The sequence below is a fragment of the Dyadobacter sp. HNCC25DJ184 genome (assembly GCF_056895215.1).
The window spans coordinates 16091-33517 of the sequence record NZ_JBXHAQ010000007.1 but is presented as its reverse complement, the minus strand read 5'-3'; the positions used below and the strand labels follow the sequence as shown (position 1 = coordinate 33517).

The following is a 17427-nucleotide window of genomic DNA, read 5'->3' as shown; positions in this document are numbered from 1 at the left end:
AATAGAAAACGTAAATAAAAATTTTACGGAACGATCGTTACAGATTAAATTTTAGAGAGTATTTTCTTGCCTCTGGATCGGAAAGCAGCTGTTTCATAATCCATATTTTCTTCAATAATAATCCGAAGTTCATTTTTGATTTCAGGATATGTCTTGGTCAAATTGAAAAGAATAGTCAACGAAAATGCCTTGATCGCGATTGGGGTTTTTCGGTCTTGAATATAATCAAAACAGGCCTCCATTACTTGTCCGTGATATTTTTCCGGAATCTTGATATCCTGTAAAATTCGAACCGTGTTGCGAATCACTGCGGCGTGCACATCCGATCTTTTTAATTGTGAAACAAGCGTTCCGATATGTGGCTCTATGATATCAGGCCTTTTCCGGGCTGCCCAGCTCACGCTCCAGGCAGCACGTTGTGTCAGTCTGGCGTCGTCTGATACGAAACAAGCCATTAATTCCGAGAAGTTTTTTGGGGATGCTATTGCATACTCTGCTATCCTTAGAGCTCGCTCTTTGGATTGGTTTTGATCCGCTAAAAGTTCTTCTCTGATATTCATATTTTCTGTCTAAACGCAGAGTTGGGAGAGTTTGACGCGGAGTTTCTCAGAGTCTTGGATTTATAGTAAAGAGCTCCGGAAGTACGACATAAAAAGTGCACAAAAACTCCGCGAAACTCCGCGTTTAACTCATTTAACTCCGCGTTTAAACTCTAAAACCGATCTTCCGTAATGGTCATTGGTTTTCCCTTAATCAAACTCAACTCCTTTGAAATCGAGCCATATTTAACAGCCTGTTTTTGAGTACTTCCTGATGTTAAAGTTACGGAAGCCAGTTTTCCATCGTTCCATTTCATATCGACCGTCACATTTCCCCGGGCTTTCAACCCTTTAACTTCCCCGGATTTCCATGTGTCAGGTAGTGCAGGCAGCAACTCGATCATTCCGGCTTGCGACTGTAACAGCATTTCAACAACTCCGGCGGTCGATCCCATATTACCGTCCAGCTGAAAAGGAGGGTGTGCACAAAGAAGGTTCGAATACGATCCCCCGCCATCCATCATATTTTCACCCTTATCTCCAACAGGCCTCATTACCGTTTTGAATAACTTATGTGCCCGATTGCCGTCATGCAAGCGCGCCCAGAAATTAACTTTCCATGCCAAAGACCAGCCTGTTCCATCATCTCCACGAGCATTCAAACTGATTCTCGCGGCGTCTGCTTCAGATGGCGTTTTGGCTATAGAAATTTGTTTTCCAGGGTGCAGGGCAAATAAATGTGACACGTGGCGATGGTGATTGGTGGAATCGTCCACGTCCTCTCTCCACTCTTGCAATTGTCCCCATTTTCCAATTTGTAAAGGCAATATTTTGTCTTTGATTTTTTGCGCCTGAGCAGCGAAGTCAGCATCTATATTCAAAACTTTGGCGGCTTCGATTGTATTGGTGAGTATATCCCATGCAATTTCATGATCCATCGTCGCACCGGTTGATATCCCGCCTTGTTCGGGAGAATACGAAGGCGATGATACCAAATGTCCTTTGCCATCGTCAGACAAATAATCCATCCAGAATATGGCAGCTTCTTTCATTACCGGATATGCAGTGTTTTTCAAATAAATCTTGTCTTGAGTAAAAGCAAAGTGCTCCCACATATGCTGCGCAAACCAAGCCGCACCGCCAGGGAAGAATCCCCATGGGAAATCCCAACCCGGAGAAGTATATCCATATGCATTCAGCATCGTGTTGACCGTCCAGCCTTTTGTATTGAAGAACTCTTTTGCGGCCAATTTTCCAGGTTCCACAATCGATTGAGTGAAGTCAGAAAGGGGCATATAGCATTCCGAAAGATTGGCTACTTCCGCTGGCCAGTATATCATCTGGATGTTGATGTTGGTATGATAATCGTTCGCCCAGGGTGGATTGGTACTATCATTCCATTTTCCCTGAAGGCTCATTAGCATCGTGCCCGGACGGGAAGCCGATATCATCAGGTAACGACCATATTGAAAATACAATTCTTCAAAACCGGGATCCGGTGCTCCTTTATAATATTGAATTTGACGCTGATTGGTTGGCAAATCAGACGGGGCGTCATCTCCCAGTTTCAGAGAAACACGGTCGAAAAGGTTTTTATAATCCTTTTGATGCTCACTGAGCAATGCCTCATATGCCTTTCCAGAAGCAGCAGTCAATACCTGGCCGTTTAGTTTCCTGTAGTCGTTCCCTTTGTAAGTCGGGAACTTTAGAAGATAATCAGTTGCAGCGGTATGGGTCAACGTTACGGTATGAGCATTTTTGACGGTCAGAATGCCATTCTCAAAACTTGTTTTGCCGTCTGTTTTGATTCCATATGCTGTTTCGAATTCCTGATGATTGTCCTTCAAACTCCCTCCGAAGGTATATTGATTTTTTTCAAAGCTTTCGTACTCCTTTTTATGCGGGGTTTCGAAACGAATGGTATAAGTTTCGGCCGACGTCGACGTGAATTTATAGATCATCACACGAGAAGGATAATTGCCGAAAAATGTTCTTTCAAACTTATCTTTTCCCGCTGAATACGTGACCGTTCCAACTGCTTTGCTGATATCCAGTTCACGTTTGTAATTGGCGATATCTCCTGTATGAGAAACTTTTACATATAGATCTCCCATCGTTTGCTGAGCGCCAAAATCACTGCTGGGAGTATTTCCCTTTTTTTCGTGAATTGCTCCGGTCAACTCAGCATTGGCTAGTTTGTGTGCTTCATCAAGCTTTCCCTGGGCCAGCAGTTCCCGTACCTTCGGAAGACTTTTATAGGCATCTTTCCTCAAACCAAAGTTGTAGTCAGGATTGGCATTTTTTCCACCAGCCCATAAGGTCCCTTCTGAAAACTGCAATCGTTCCTCAGCAGGATCTCCAAAAAACATCACACCGATATATCCGTTGCCGATGGGCAAAGCCTGAGTCATCCAGTCGGTTGCGGGCGCGTCATACCATAATTTTAAATTTGATTTTTGAGCAAACAGCGGTGCTTGCAAGATTAGCAGAACACTGAAAAACAGATAAAGTGTATTGAAAGGTTTTTTCATAATTAAAGGTTTTGGAATATCTGTTGCAAAATAAAACAAAAAAGCCCCACGCCGAAACGGGAGGCTTTAAGACTTCGGCTGTCGGCATTCAGCTATCGACTTCAAGCTTTTACACCGAAGCCGATCGCCGAAAACCGACTGCCCTAATGCTATTTGTTGTCTCCAACCATATCTTCTGGTTTTACCCACTCGTCGAATTCCTCAGGAGTTACATATCCCAGGCCTACCGCAGTTTCCTTTAAAGTTGACCCGTTTTTATGAGCGGTTTGAGCGATCTCAGCTGCTTTGTAATAACCGATTTTGGTATTCAAAGCAGTCACCAGCATCAGTGAATTGTTCACGTGTTTTTTGATATTTTCATGCAAAGGCTCGATGCCGATGGCGCAGTTATCATTAAAAGAAACGCAAACATCGCCGATCAAACGTGCAGAATGCAGGAAGTTGTATGCCATTAAAGGTTTGAAAACGTTCAATTCGAAGTGACCATTTGAGCCACCAATACCGATCGCAACATCATTTCCCATCACCTGAGCTGCAACCATGGTCATCGCTTCACATTGCGTTGGGTTTACTTTTCCGGGCATAATGGAGCTACCTGGTTCATTGTCGGGGATATGAATTTCGCCAATTCCCGAGCGCGGACCAGATGACAGCATACGTATATCATTTCCGATTTTCATCAAACTTACCGCAACCGTTTTTAAAGCACCATGCGCCTCTACGATAGCGTCGTGGGCGGCCAAGGCTTCGAATTTATTTTCAGCAGTAATGAAAGGCAAACCTGTTAGCAATGCAATGTGTTTTGCCACATTTTCGGAATACCCTGTTGGCGTATTGATACCCGTTCCAACGGCAGTTCCACCCAAAGCAAGTTCGGAAAGGTGGGCTAATGTATTATGAATGGCACGCAAACCATGGTCAAGCTGAGATGCATATCCCGAAAACTCCTGTCCCAAAGTTAACGGGGTAGCATCCATAAAGTGCGTACGTCCGATTTTTACAACACTGCGGAATGCTTCGGCTTTTGCTTTAAGGGTGTCGCGTAGTCTGGTGATACCAGGAATGGTTACGTCAACCAAAATCTTATATGCCGCGATATGCATCGCAGTCGGGTAAGTATCATTTGAAGATTGCGACTTGTTTACGTCATCGTTTGGATGCAAAAACTTGGTCTTATCAGCCAGGTCTCCACCTTGCAAAACATGTCCACGATAGGCGATCACCTCGTTACAGTTCATATTCGACTGCGTCCCAGAACCGGTTTGCCAAACCACGAGCGGAAATTGATCATCTAATTGATCTGTTAATATCTCATCGCAAACTCGTCCGATCAAATCACTTTTTTCCTGCGGCAAGATACCGGCTTCGAAGTTAGTGATAGCTGCAGCTTTTTTCAGATATGCGAAAGCTTTGATAATCTCTTTCGGCATTTTGTTGATGTCCTGAGCGATAGGGAAATTCTGGATAGAGCGTTGTGTTTGAGCACCCCAATATACATGTGCAGGCACCTGCACTTCACCCATTGTGTCTTTTTCTATACGGTATTCCATTTGTACGAACGTATTGTATTAGGTAAAAAGGTATGATTCCGATTGACCGGTAAAGTTAGGGTTGGGCAGGGAGTTTTTGGTGATTTTTTTGGATAAATGTTTAGATGTATTACGCAGTAATTAAGGGAAATTGGTTGATTTTTTCTTTGGCTTCCATATGAAGTGTCAGAAGTATTGCGTTTAATCCGCCAAATTGATTGCCGGAAATATGATATGAATTGCATACAACTGGATCCGTTCGGAACCAGCGAATGATTTGCAACTGGAAAATAATTTGTTCTTTTCTAGGCTTTCCGAACAAGGTCATTCGCTGATTTGTCGGTGGTAAAACTGTTGCTGTTCCTTGGAATCTGACTTTTTAACTGGGCACCCATACGTATGAATGGCTGTTCAATAAACTTATATGTAAACAAGGCGATAAATACAGCTAATAGCATTAATGGGGGCATATAAACAAATCCGTTCATATAGCCATTCATGGTATCCGGATTAAAGAAATAGGTGAAAAAAATGTAAAAGATAATCCCGTGGATGAGGTATATGCTGTAGCTTATTTCTCCGAGTATGAGCGAAGACCTCAGCCTCAATAATCCAAAAAGAGAATTGCCAAACACAATGGGAAGAAAAAACAATATCACCGAGAGCTCACCGATCGGTCTGAAGGTTTGATTCAAAGATAGTAATGCAATAAAAAATGAAAGTGTGGACACTATACTCATTTGATTTGAGACCATAACAGGCTTGAGAATGTGATGATATCTTTTGGTTAAAGAAGCAATAACTCCACCGAGAATAAAAAGAATCAGAAATATTGCACCGAAACCCTGGACCTCCATTTTTAAGGCATAACTTATTATCCCTAAAATAACTAACACGATCGCAGTCCTTGATTTGATGAAGAGTGAAACAATCGGTAGAGACAGGTAGAAAGCCCATTCATATCTTAATGTCCATGTAACCCCGGCTGTGATCAAAGTTGCATGGGGATCCCCGTTTATGGTTGGTCCAATAGATACTACACAGTCAGAAAGTTCTTTCAAGAAGGTTCTTTTTGAAACCAGCAAACGCCAGTCGCTTTTGAGCATGGTAAATATAACCGTAGCAGAAAGTACAAAAAAATACAAAGGTGATATTCTGAAAAATCTTGATAGGTAGAAGTCTCGCCAATTTATTCTCCTGTTTCGTTCTGCGTGCTGCAAAATTTTTGTTACAAACAGATATCCTGTGATCATGAAAAAAACTTCCACCGCCACTGTTCCGAAATTATCAATGAATATTGATCTTCGCGTCCATTCCCCGGTGGAAGTCCAGAAATAGAAATTGAAGTAATGTGTCCCGGCAACCATTAGGGCAAGGTAGCCACGCAAACCATCAATGCATCCCACGCGGTTGCCTGTCGGTAAGGCGATATCCAAATTGAATAGCTTTACCAGTAAGATGCAGATTGTAGTGGAGGTGACGAGTAAAAGAATAAAGAGGATATTCAGTGTCATGGATAGGGGTCGGCTCATCGACAGGTTGAGGTTGAAGACGAGGCCTTAAGTAGTGTGTTTGATGAATTGAATTCTTTGTCGTAGCCATTCTCTGAACTACAAGGGTGGTGTAGATTCAAAAAAAACTATATCGGGGTTGAGACTGACGAGTTGGCGTGTTCGTCATTAGCAGGTCAATTTTTTTCGGTGAATATTTTACCTCAAAAAAGATATTCTATCTCTTTGGGAATAGTTTTCTGCCCGTCTCCACTTAAATCAGATCTAGTTAGTCAAGTCTCTTTGTAGACTGTTACCTTTGTACTGTTCTTTGAGAACACCCGTCAATCGGGGTAGTGGTTTTTGGCTTGGAGCCCTCATCCAAAGCAGAAATTAAAAAGGAACCGTGTGAAACTCACGGACAGTCGTGCTACTGTAAGTGCCTAGCCGTCATATACCGGCAAAGTTTTTACCCTCGTGTCCCATTGCTTTTAGCGAGAAGGGCGGTAAAAATGGTACAAGTCAGGAGACTTGCCTCTATCCTCAATGGCCTCACCCTCACGAGCGGGGTAATGTCAAGTATTGATTTTACAAATTTTATTGGTCAAAACGCATGGATATTATTTGCATATATTCATGCTATCTGGCTCGCTTCAGTTCGGGAGCAAGACAGTCCATTAATAGTACTTATTTGAACAAGATGTGGTCTTGCGTGCATGCACGCATTCACCAATTCAAAATTCAGAAAGGACGGGTTGGGTGTTTCCAAGGGTTGTATTTTTTATCAGTTAAAACACAATCTTATGTTATCACAAATTTTGGGTTACCCACGGGTGGGGAGCCAGAGAGAGTTGAAAAAAGCCAGTGAACAGTTTTGGGCTGGCAAAATCAGTAAAGAAGCGTTATATGAAACAGCGCGTGTGATTCGTCACCGCAATTGGGAGCTTCAGCAGCAGGAAGGAATTGATCTGATCCCTTCAAACGATTTTTCGTTATATGATCAGGTGCTGGATATGTCGCTGATGGTGGGTGCGATTCCAGAGAGATATCATCAGTTGATTGATGGTAAGTCTAATCGCGAACTGGATCTTTACTTTGCAATGGCGCGCGGTGTTCAGCGGGAGGGGCTGGATATCAAGGCTATGGAAATGACTAAATGGTTTGATACCAATTACCACTATATCGTTCCTGAATTTGTTCAGGGACAAGCGTTTAAGAGATATTCAGATAAGGTTATCCTTGAATTTGAAGACGCTCGGCAAAAAGGGGTATTGACCAAGCCGGTTTTGATCGGACCAGTTACTTATCTGCTTTTAGGTAAAGAAAAAGAGGAAGGTTTTGACAGAATTGATCTGTTGGACAGCCTGCTTCCCGTATACATTGATATTCTGAAAGAGCTTTCGCAACGTGGCGCGCTTTGGGTGCAGTTGGATGAGCCATGTCTGGTTTTGGATTTGACGGACAGAGAAAAGCTGGCTTTGGAAAGCAGTTATGCCCAAATTCAGGAGGCAGTTCCCCAGTTGAAGATATTGGTAGCCAGTTATTTTGGGGAGCTGGCCGATAACCTTTCCACGGCGGTAGGTTTGCCAGTCGCGGCGTTGCATATTGATGTAACTCGTGGGCCGGAAACGTTACCTGCCATTCTGAGAAATGCTGATTTTGTCAATTCTGGCAAACTGCTGTCGGTAGGTGTTGTAGATGGCCGGAATATCTGGAAAAATAACTTCCGTAAATCTTTGCAGCATATCGAACTTGCGGCTGGAGTTTTGGGAGAAAAGCGAGTAATAGTAGCACCATCATCATCTCTTCTGCATTCACCTCATGACCTTGATCTGGAAAAAGATTCTTCGGTTCTTACTCCGGAGATCAAAAACTGGATGGCGTTTGCGAAACAGAAGCTGACTGAGGTGGTAGCACTTTCAAAATTGGCAGGTAAAGGTCATCTGAACAATGATTTATTTATATCAAATCAGGACGCAATCGAAAGTCGGAAGTCTTCCATTTTAATTCATAAACCTGCTGTAAAATCGCGTGTTGCGTCAGTTCAACCGAGCGATTTTGAAAGAGAGCATGAGTTTCCGGTTCGTCAGCAAATTCAGCTTGAAAAGCTTCAGTTGCCGCTTTTTCCTTCAACAACCATCGGATCTTTTCCTCAGACAGATGAAGTGCGGCAGCTACGTGCCAGTTTGAAAAAAGGGGTTTTAGGTCAAAGTGAGTATGAAAGCAGAATTGAGGAGGAGATTGTGAAATCGCTTCGCTGGCAGGAAGATCTGGATATTGATGTGTTGGTTCACGGAGAGTTTGAGCGCAATGATATGGTTGAATATTTTGGCGAAAACTTATCTGGTTTTGTATTTACTCAAAATGGATGGGTGCAAAGTTATGGTAGCCGTTGCGTGAAGCCGCCGATTATATTTGGTGATGTGGAGCGATTAAAACCTATGACCGTTCGCTGGTCTGCTTTTGCGCAGGCAAACACTGATAAATTGGTAAAAGGAATGCTCACCGGGCCGGTCACAATATTGCAATGGTCTTTTGTGCGTGACGATCAGCCAAGAAAAGATACCACATTCCAGATTGCTGTTGCGATTCGTGATGAAGTCGTTGATCTGGAAAAAGCGGGAATCAAAGTGATTCAAATTGATGAGCCAGCGATCCGCGAGGGATTACCATTACGGAAATCGGAATGGAAGGCATATCTGAAGTGGGCGGTTGACGCGTTTCGCTTAAGCGCTGCCGGAGTAGCCGACCGGACACAGATTCATACCCATATGTGCTATTCCGAATTCAATGATATCATCGATTCCATCGCGGCGATGGATGCAGATGTGATCACGATTGAAACCTCGAGATCGCAAATGGAGTTGCTGGGTGCTTTCGCCAACTACAACTACCCGAACGAAATAGGGCCGGGGGTATATGATATTCACTCTCCACGCGTTCCAACGGTCGAGGAAATAAGGGCATTGTTGGAAAGTGCTTTAAAAGTGATTCCTGCACGTAACCTTTGGGTAAATCCAGATTGTGGTCTGAAGACCAGAAAATGGCCGGAAACTGAAGCTGCGTTAAGGAATATGATTTCAGCGGCGAATCAATTAAGAGAATCGATAACAGTCGAAATATAAATTAGAAATAGATGTTTGCACTCCGGCAAAACCGATTTTTGCCGGAGTTTTTTTATCGGAAGAACTGAACTTTGGCCAGAAGAATCAGGCCGCGTGCAGCTGGATTAACTGAACCGGGTGACCAATGGATATTTTCATTGAACTGCTTTCTTCGTTCACATTTAGCAATCCATCAACATAGTATACTCGAATTTTCGTTAGGCATATGATCAGGTTTCTCGCCCAAAAAATATATGAGAATCTGACTACCAGCTCTGAAAAAATGTGCAAGTGTTCATTTTGGATCAAAATAGAAATTCGGAAAATTGGGTTGCGCTCCTGAAATCCTGTTTAAAGAGCCTTCCTGAAGCAAAAAAGGGCGATATTGCGTTTTAATCCCGAACTGACGAACTTATATTCGGCGGGATAATATCAAATTCCATTTGGTTTCAGTTGGGTATTTTGTGTTAAAACAAATCATAACTTTAACCGAAGCTTTAATCACTCTAACTATGACATTGGAAGAAAGAATACAAGAATCCATAACAAGGGTATTTAAGACCGTTTTTCCCAACAATACCAATCATTACGATACACTTTTCGGCGGAACTGCATTGTCTATGATGGACGAGGTTGCATTTATTGCCGCGACCAGATTTTCCCGGTTAAGATGTGTAACTGTTTCTTCCGATCGGATCGATTTCACGCACGCTATTCCTGCAGGGACGATTATCGAACTGGTAGGAAAAGTAGAACACGTCGGCAATACAAGCATGAAGGTCCGTGTGGACATATTTGTTGAGCAGATGTACCATGAAGGACGCGAAAAGGCAGTTTCAGGAATGTTTACGTTTGTGGCGCTGGACGAGGATCATAAGCCCACCAAGATCATTTACTGATGATTTCGCCAGATTGAAATCTGCAATCTATAATTAAATCCTCCCCAACTAGGAAACGAAACCCCTAAATCTACGTATCAACTCGTCTCTCGGAAGAAAATCACCCGCAGTATCATTAAAAATTGCTAAAACTTGTTTTGATTACCGGCTTCGACTGACATTGAGACGGAGCCTGACAGACAGTACGATAAGTAAAATATTTGCTCGATTTGCCAATTGGTTAGGTGATTTGACAATTAGTTTAGGATATTTGCAAGCCATTCCAAAAAATGAGAAATCGGGAAGCTACGATTAGGACCGCAGCTTCTTGTAAAATAAAATTGGATAAGTGTCGAAGCAGTAGTTTGGCACGTTGAAAAATAAATTTCCATTAATGAAGATTTTAGGTATATCTGCCTTTTACCACGATTCTGCCGCAGCATTAATTGATAATGGTGAAATTGTGGCCGCTGCTCAGGAAGAGCGATTTACCAGGAAAAAACACGATCCTGGCTTTCCATCCAATGCTGTAAAATTTTGCCTGGAATATGGTGGTCTGACAATCAATGAGTTAGATGCGATTGTTTTTTATGACAAACCATTACTCAAATTCGAAAGACTACTGGAAACATACTATGCTTTTGCACCCAAAGGCATCCGGTCGTTCCTGACGGCGATGCCTGTTTGGATCAAGGAAAAAATGTTTCTGAAAAGGCTGATCAACGAGGAATTGGAGAAGCTGGGATACGATAAGAAGAAAAAAGTAAAAATGCTTTTTCCGGAACATCACCTTTCACATGCTGCCAGTGCGTATTATCCGTCTCCGTTTGAAAAGTCAGCGATATTGACCATCGACGGAGTAGGTGAGTGGGCGACAGCCTCAATATGCCTTGGGGAAGGAAAGGATATCAGTATTCTGAAAGAACTTCGTTTTCCTCACTCATTAGGACTTCTATATTCTGCATTCACCTATTTTCTTGGATTCCGCGTGAATTCGGGGGAATACAAGCTGATGGGGCTGGCTCCATATGGAGATCCTACCTCACCTGATATTAGAAAATACGAGGATATTATTTTAAGTGAACTCGTAGAACTTAAGGAAGATGGTTCTGTTTGGCTCGATCAGGAATATTTTGATTATGCTACAGGGCTAAAGATGGTGAATGAGCACAAATGGGAGGCATTATTTGGTTTCAAAACCAGAAAACCTGAAGATGCGCTTGAGGCGATTCACTGTAATCTTGGGCTCGCTATCCAAAATATTACAGAAGAGGCTGTTCTTCGAATGGCTCGCGAGGCGAAAAAAATTACGGGTGCTGACTACCTGTGTATGGCCGGTGGCGTTGCGCTTAATTGCGTGTCAAACGGTAAACTTCAGAAGGCGGGTATTTTCAAAGATATCTTTATTCAACCGGCTGCAGGTGATGCCGGGGGCGCTTTGGGTGCGGCTCAGGCAGCATATCATATATTCTTCGGTCAGGAGCGTAAAGTAACCTGGACAGCCGATGCAATGCGTGGGTCTTATTTAGGCCCGACTTTCTCTGATCTGGAAGTTGAATTGACTGCAAAAAAATACAAAGCCGTTTATACTCAATACGATAATTTCAAAGATTTGTCGAAAGACGCGGCGAAATTATTGGCTGAGGGTAATGTAGTCGGCTGGATTCAGGGACGAATGGAATTTGGTCCTCGTGCATTAGGAGGAAGAAGCATTTTGGGCGATCCAAGGAACGCTGAAATGCAGAAAAAACTGAATCTTAAAATTAAATACAGAGAGTCATTCAGACCTTTTGCTCCGTCTGTTATGGCAGAACACAGTGCTGAATATTTTGATTACGACGGCATTTCGCCTTATATGTTGCTGGTTCATCCGGTTGCGGAGAGCAGAAGGTTACCGGTACCGGAAAATTATAGTTCATTGGATTTAAGAGAAAAACTGTATTTCCAAAGGTCCGATCTGCCTTCGATTACGCATATTGATTATTCTGCGAGGATACAAACGGTTCACAAAGAGACAAATCCGAAGTATTGGGAGCTAATTAATGCTTTCAAGGAGCTGACAGGATATGCGGTTGTAGTAAACACCAGCTTCAATGTTCGTGGGGAGCCTATCGTTTGCACTCCAAATGATGCTTATCGTTGTTTTATGCGCACTGAAATGGATTATCTGGTGGTAGGTAACTACATTTTCGATAAGAAAAAACAACCGGAATGGATGGAAAAAGACAACTGGAAGGAAGAGTTTGTCTTGGACTAAAATCTGTGTGAATTAAAAATCGAATTAAGTATGGCGTCAAAAATTGTTTCCAGTATTGTAAGATTAGTGTTTCTGGCGCTCATCTTCGTTTTCCTTTTTTATCCCGAACGATATCATGTTAAGTTCGATTATCCCGGTTTTCCACAGAGCGATAGTTGGTATATAAGGTTGACCAAGGTAGCCTTCTGGCTGCTGCTGGTGATCGAAATCCTGCGGATATTCTATTATGGCGTTGTCAAATCAAAGGCAAAAGGATTGGTGGCGAACATTGTCACTATCACAGTTCCATTGATCGTTACGCTTATTTTCCTGGAAATCATATTTATGTATGTCCCGCAAAGCCACGAAGGTGTTCTTTCAAAGGCGTCGCAGATTTGGTGGGAAAAATACTGGAATCCTGTAAATGCTCTGGGATATCATGATAAGGAAGTTGAAAAGCAATCCGGGAAAACCAAAGTTTTGGTCGTAGGAGATTCTTTCGCTGCTGGTCATGGACTGGAAGACGTAAACGATAGATTTTCTAATATACTGGAAGAAAAGCTGGGGAAGGATAAATTTGAAGTATATAATCTTGGAGTTTCCGGGGCTGATACACGCGACGAGGCTAAACGTTTAAAAGAGTTTCCTGTAAAGCCGGATATCATTGTACTGCAATATTTCCCAAATGACGTGGAAAGAGTGGGGCGTGAAAAGGGATTATCTCTTTCCGGTGCGGAGCCATATGCAGATTTGAAAGGCATATCGGCGACGATCGTAAGGCATTTTTATCTACCAAACTTCATCTACTGGCAATTACCTCACACAGGTTTCAGTACATTTGAAAAGTTTGTTCAAACTGCATACACCGACACAACGGTGTTAAACGCACACCTTCGGGATATGTCCGAAATTGTTGCTTACAAAGACAGTACTAAGGCGAAAATGTATACCGTGTTTATTCCATTTTTATTCCAATTGGACAAAAGTGCGGGGTATACTAAACCTGTGGAAAACTATCTGAAAAGCAACGGAGTAAGCGTTATTACGCTCAACGACGGCATCGCTAAAATTCCAGAAAAGGAGCGCGTAGTTGGCAAAAATGATGGTCATGGCAGCGCGACACTCAATCACCTGATCGCTGACCGGCTTTATCAGGCTATGGAGAAAAAGTAATACAATCGGATTGCGTTTAATCCGTTGATAATTAATATAGTATCTTTGACATTCATTTAGATAATAAAAGTTATGGATTTTTTGACTGACTTGCTGGCATTCATGAAGGAGCGTAAGAAGTGGTGGCTGGCTCCTGTTATTTTGGTTTTACTTTTGATAGGCGTTTTGATCGTCATAGGTGGTGGCTCGGCAGTGGCTCCGTTTATTTACACCTTGTTTTAAAAAATTTACAAGCGAAACGAGTCTGGAAGCTAATTCCAGGCTCGCTTTATATTGATTTAAAAGATGACTGAATCCGAAAAAATTAAAGCCCAGTTGGTGATCGTTACCGGTCTGGTAGTGTTATACTTTATTTTTAAATCCCATTATTTCCTGATTGCAGCGGCTCTGGTAGGTGTCGTTAGTCTGGCTATTCCTGTTGCCGGTGACCTTATCGTAAAAGGCTGGTATAAAATCGCCGAAGTATTAGGCGCCATCAATGGGAAGATACTTCTTTCTGCAGTATTCTTTGTCGTGCTGTTTCCAGTGGCAATTATTGCAAAAATAGGAAAGAAGAATCCATTAGGATTGAAAAAGGAATCGGGAGACAGCGTTTTTCATACACGTAATCACAAATACACTTCAAAGGATTTGGAGCAGGTTTGGTAGGTTTTCATTAAGGAATATATCAAAAGGGCTTATTTTAAGCCCTTTTTTTTGCGGCAAGCCCGCTCATATAGCAGCTGCAGCATGCCATCTTTTAAACCCACGTCGGGCACATGGATGATCTCTGCACCAGCCCAGCGCATTGCCGAAGTATAAATGTCCCCAGCAGGGACAATTACATCAGCACGGTCGGGATTGAGCTGTAGTTTATTAATTCGTTCCTCTAATGTGAATTGAGCAATGTAGTCTCTCATCTTCTGGATTTCCTCCAGACTACTCGAGCTTTCTGTCAGTTTGGAAGACAAATCAAATAGCTTATTAATGTTTCCTCCCGTTCCGACGGCTTGGATCGGCATAGAATAGTCGACATTGTCTTCGATCCATTCTTTAATTTTTTGCCATGAATTTTTGGATTCTTTTCCTTCCAAAAGACGAACGGACCCTAGTTTAAAGGACTTCGCTATGATCTTTTTGCGATCTTTATAAACGTTGAGTTCTGTACTACCACCACCCACGTCGATGTGTATATACTGCCCTTCTCCCAGTGACTGAACAACCACGTTGTTAACCAGTTCAGCTTCCCTTTGACCGTCGATAATCTGGATATGAATCCCTGTTCGTTGTTCTATATTATCACGGACCAGCGTCCCATTTTCGGATTCACGCATCGCGGAGGTGGAGCAAGCCATGTAATCATCGATCTCGTGAAGTTCCATTAATAGCTGATATGCCAACATCAACTTAATCATACGGTCTTCACTAACTGCGGATATTTTGCCTTGGGTGAAGACATCGTGGCCGAGACGGAGTGGGAAACGTACGTATTCAACTTTCTTGAAGCGGACAACACCCTCGTCGTTTAAAACGGACGAGATCTGCATACGTGCTCCGTTGGATCCGATATCTATTGCTGCAAATTTCAAATTGTGGACTAGTCTCTATGGGAAAAAAACAAAATTAGAGCTTTTCTTTATGAAAAACTCTAATTCCTGAGGTGATTCGTATTTCTATCGCTTTTGGCTCAATATTTCTTGCCGATCTGATAGAGCAATTTTAATCTGAATCCGGGTCCGGTTTTGTTGTTCATCGGGCTCAACGGAGTAAAATATGTGTATAGATATCCTTCGGCCTGCAGCACGATCGGATGCCATGATTTCTCAATTCCCAAAGCGACGTTAACCGAATTGATGGGTGAAATTTCCTTTCTGTTTTCAAATGACTTATTGAAAAAACCTATTGCCGGACCTGGGCCCATCGGAACACAGTCGAATGAATATTTTTCGTTGGATTTAATTGTAATGTTGGTTCCTGCGCTCACATAATAGTCCACTTTATGAGCGATGGTATTTCTAAATGCAACAGTAAGAGGTATTTGTACACTTGTAGGCTCGACATTGATATTGTAAACCTGCACCAGTTGCGGAACCTGCTCAGGGTGGGTTCTCTTGAAATCCTGCTTATTCTTTTCCCGGAAAACCCTTTCGTTATAAAACTCCATCGATTTTACTTTCAACCAGGTAAGTCCTGTAGTGATGGAGAATTTTTTACCAACTAATACTTCGCCAAGAACGGTTGTACCGCGACTTCCTTTTTCAAATTGCATCCCTGCACCAAAGCGGTAAGGGGTTTTGATCGGCAATTTCGGAATGACTGTTTCTGTTTGTTTTACGCTAGTCTCTTTTTGACCAGATTCTGTTTTTGTCGTATTCTTTGCAAGAACGGCTTCGGAAGAAACTCGTGTTTCCGGAATGTGTAGCGCTCTTTTCACCTGCCTTGGTGCTATGCGATTATGCAGTGCATAATTCATTTTATAGGCAGTATTGGCTGGCTCAGGAACGCTCATGTTCAACTGTTCGAAATCCATTTTTACAGCGGAACTTTGTGAAGAATTCTGAGCAATAAGCGTATTGCTACTTTCTGTTGAAGACGAACTTATATCAGGTGCTTTCTCTCCTGAATCAGCGAGTCGGGTTATATCTTGTCGAGTAGCATTATCAGATATCGATTCTTTCTGAATTCGGCCCTTGACCGTATTGGGTTCGAAATCGTGGGAAGTCCCGCTTCCCGATTTTCGAGCGATTTCATTGTTGGAAGTGCCAGTATTCTCATCCATATTTTTTTCGGACAAATCACTGATCTCCTCGGGCTGCTCAATTGTTTTAGCCAATTCTAACCTTTGTTCTGGTAACTGCGAAAAAGTAGGTTGGTTGACGAACTCTTTTTGAACAATATATACTGTGTCTCTGGTTGGAGCGGCGTTCGCAATGCGTCTAACATCTTCAATCTGAGTTTTTAATACTTTCACATCGCTCACCAGCTCGGTGTTTTTATTAAGCTGGTGGATATAGCCAAAAGCCATCAGTGAGGTTACTGTCGCTGCCGCCGCATATCCGATCCAATTACCATATCGCTGCCAAAAAGTGGACGGTACATTAGCGCGCATGTAATTCTGCATGCCAACCCAGTCGCTCTCTTGGAACTCGGGGGAAATGCCCTCTAATTTTCGGCGTATAGTATCTCCAAACTTATCAGTTTTCATTGCCTTTAAATGTCTTTACAGTCCAGTCACTCGGGAAGAGATTCGGGTAATTTTGTTTGATTAAATGCTGAAGTCGAGCGCGGGCTCTTACATAATGAGATCTTACAGTTGCCTCATTTATTTGCAGCATGTCAGCAATTTCTCTATGATTATATCCATCTACAACATACATTAAAAAAACGTTTTTGTAAACAGGTTTTATCTCCTGGATTAACCCAAGAATCTCATCAGCAGTAATTTGACCGACAATATCGTCGTCAAAACTTACTTGTGGTGCATCTTCGAGTGAAAATACGTCTTCGCTATGTTTTTTGTGCTTACGATAATAGCTGATCGCAGTGTTGACCATAATCGTTCTTAGCCATGCCTTGAACGGGTGCGAAGCGTCATATCTGTTGAGATTGTTAAACACTTTTAAAAAACCTTCGTTTAATACTTCCTCGGCTTCCTCAGTCGTGGAGGTATACCGAAGACAGATACTTTTTGAATAGCCAAAATACTGCTTATATAAAAACCTCTGTGCCTGGTTATTGCCCGCCATGCATGCAGAAACGACCGAGTTGAAGTCGCTTTCATCAAAGGATATTTTTTTGCCAAATAACAAAGTTAGGGTCTCAGGTTTGTCAGGGATACGTTTACCTTCTGCTTATCATACGTGCTTAATATTGAAAGTGTTGCAATGGATTCGAAAAATTTTGTTTTGAAAAAATTTCATTGCCTGCAACACACGCTGCGAGGCAGGCGTATTGTGGATTATAAGAGG

At 42.4% G+C, this 17427-nt stretch carries 13 protein-coding genes and 1 riboswitch; of the genes, 6 read left to right on the top strand and 7 right to left on the bottom strand.

What is annotated here, in order from left to right; translation table 11 throughout:
- Window positions 1–44 precede the first annotated feature (44 nt).
- The 4 genes from AC1XUD_RS12210 to AC1XUD_RS12195 form a co-directional block, all read right to left on the bottom strand.
- Window positions 45–560: a hypothetical protein gene (locus AC1XUD_RS12210; RefSeq protein ID WP_483361285.1), complete on the bottom strand. Its 516-nt coding sequence runs from the start codon at window positions 558–560 to the stop codon at window positions 45–47.
- Window positions 561–712: 152 nt separating this feature from the next.
- Window positions 713–3070 (bottom strand): glycoside hydrolase family 95 protein, encoded by a 2358-nt coding sequence (locus tag AC1XUD_RS12205; RefSeq protein ID WP_483361284.1) that lies wholly within the window; start codon window positions 3068–3070, stop codon window positions 713–715.
- Window positions 3071–3219: 149 nt separating this feature from the next.
- Window positions 3220–4620 carry a class II fumarate hydratase gene (fumC, locus tag AC1XUD_RS12200; RefSeq protein ID WP_483361283.1) on the bottom strand — a complete coding sequence of 467 codons (1401 nt, stop codon included), beginning with the start codon at window positions 4618–4620 and terminating at the stop codon, window positions 3220–3222.
- Window positions 4621–4904: 284 nt separating this feature from the next.
- Window positions 4905–6131 (bottom strand): acyltransferase family protein, encoded by a 1227-nt coding sequence (locus AC1XUD_RS12195; protein ID WP_483361282.1) that lies wholly within the window; start codon window positions 6129–6131, stop codon window positions 4905–4907.
- A 298-nt stretch (window positions 6132–6429) separates the two neighbouring features.
- A riboswitch (cobalamin riboswitch) is annotated at window positions 6430–6642 on the top strand.
- Window positions 6643–6892: 250 nt separating this feature from the next.
- Here AC1XUD_RS12195 and metE point away from each other — a divergent pair.
- The 6 genes from metE (at window position 6893) to AC1XUD_RS12165 (ending at window position 14128) form a co-directional block, all read left to right on the top strand.
- On the top strand, window positions 6893–9214 hold the full coding sequence (gene metE / locus AC1XUD_RS12190; RefSeq protein ID WP_483361281.1) for a 5-methyltetrahydropteroyltriglutamate--homocysteine S-methyltransferase: 2322 nt from the start codon (window positions 6893–6895) through the stop codon (window positions 9212–9214).
- 491 nt (window positions 9215–9705) lie between these two features.
- Window positions 9706–10092, top strand: coding sequence for an acyl-CoA thioesterase (locus AC1XUD_RS12185; RefSeq protein ID WP_483361280.1), 387 nt, complete (start codon window positions 9706–9708; stop codon window positions 10090–10092).
- Window positions 10093–10465: 373 nt separating this feature from the next.
- On the top strand, window positions 10466–12328 hold the full coding sequence (locus tag AC1XUD_RS12180; RefSeq protein WP_483361279.1) for a carbamoyltransferase family protein: 1863 nt from the start codon (window positions 10466–10468) through the stop codon (window positions 12326–12328).
- A gap of 30 nt (window positions 12329–12358) precedes the next feature.
- On the top strand, window positions 12359–13480 hold the full coding sequence (locus tag AC1XUD_RS12175) for an SGNH/GDSL hydrolase family protein (protein WP_483361278.1): 1122 nt from the start codon (window positions 12359–12361) through the stop codon (window positions 13478–13480).
- Between the two features lie 72 nt (window positions 13481–13552).
- Window positions 13553–13702, top strand: coding sequence for a DUF5989 family protein (locus tag AC1XUD_RS12170; protein WP_483361277.1), 150 nt, complete (start codon window positions 13553–13555; stop codon window positions 13700–13702).
- A 63-nt stretch (window positions 13703–13765) separates the two neighbouring features.
- Window positions 13766–14128 carry an SxtJ family membrane protein gene (locus AC1XUD_RS12165; protein ID WP_483361276.1) on the top strand — a complete coding sequence of 121 codons (363 nt, stop codon included), beginning with the start codon at window positions 13766–13768 and terminating at the stop codon, window positions 14126–14128.
- Between the two features lie 29 nt (window positions 14129–14157).
- Here AC1XUD_RS12165 and AC1XUD_RS12160 read toward each other — a convergent pair whose 3' ends face one another.
- The 3 genes from AC1XUD_RS12160 to AC1XUD_RS12150 form a co-directional block, all read right to left on the bottom strand.
- Window positions 14158–15048 carry a Ppx/GppA phosphatase family protein gene (locus tag AC1XUD_RS12160; protein ID WP_483361275.1) on the bottom strand — a complete coding sequence of 297 codons (891 nt, stop codon included), beginning with the start codon at window positions 15046–15048 and terminating at the stop codon, window positions 14158–14160.
- 98 nt (window positions 15049–15146) lie between these two features.
- On the bottom strand, window positions 15147–16664 hold the full coding sequence (locus AC1XUD_RS12155) for a hypothetical protein (protein WP_483361274.1): 1518 nt from the start codon (window positions 16662–16664) through the stop codon (window positions 15147–15149).
- Window positions 16654–17268, bottom strand: coding sequence for an RNA polymerase sigma factor (locus AC1XUD_RS12150; RefSeq protein ID WP_483361273.1), 615 nt, complete (start codon window positions 17266–17268; stop codon window positions 16654–16656). Before AC1XUD_RS12150 ends, AC1XUD_RS12155 begins: the two co-directional genes overlap by 11 nt.
- Between the last annotated feature and the right edge of the window lie 159 nt (window positions 17269–17427).